1 protein-coding gene is annotated in these 264 nt (G+C 26.9%); it reads right to left on the bottom strand.

Going from position 1 to position 264, the window contains the following annotated elements:
• The coding region (locus AAEZ02_RS22680) for a hypothetical protein (protein WP_351125331.1) at window positions 1-264 on the bottom strand (264 nt) is incomplete at both ends.

The raw sequence follows: 264 nt of genomic DNA on the forward strand, positions 1-264 counted from the left end.
GCTTATCTTGTTGCCTAACTTTATCCGATATGTTGATATGTGATAAATGACAAATTGAGCCAATCATCATGTTAAATGCTACCTTGACTTCTGTTGATGAGTTTTTATATAAATGCTGATAAAAAACATGTGATCTATTTATTGTGATTATTAATTTATCATTAAATAATTCAAAGTCAAAAGCATCAAAAGTATTAATATTTTTTACCTGTATCTCAAATTGGTTTTTGCTAAAGATAGCTTCAATAGTTGTAGAACTAGAGT

Origin of the sequence: Shewanella sp. T24-MNA-CIBAN-0130 (genome assembly GCF_040310185.1) — a bacterium.
Classification (GTDB): domain Bacteria; phylum Pseudomonadota; class Gammaproteobacteria; order Enterobacterales; family Shewanellaceae; genus Shewanella; species Shewanella psychromarinicola.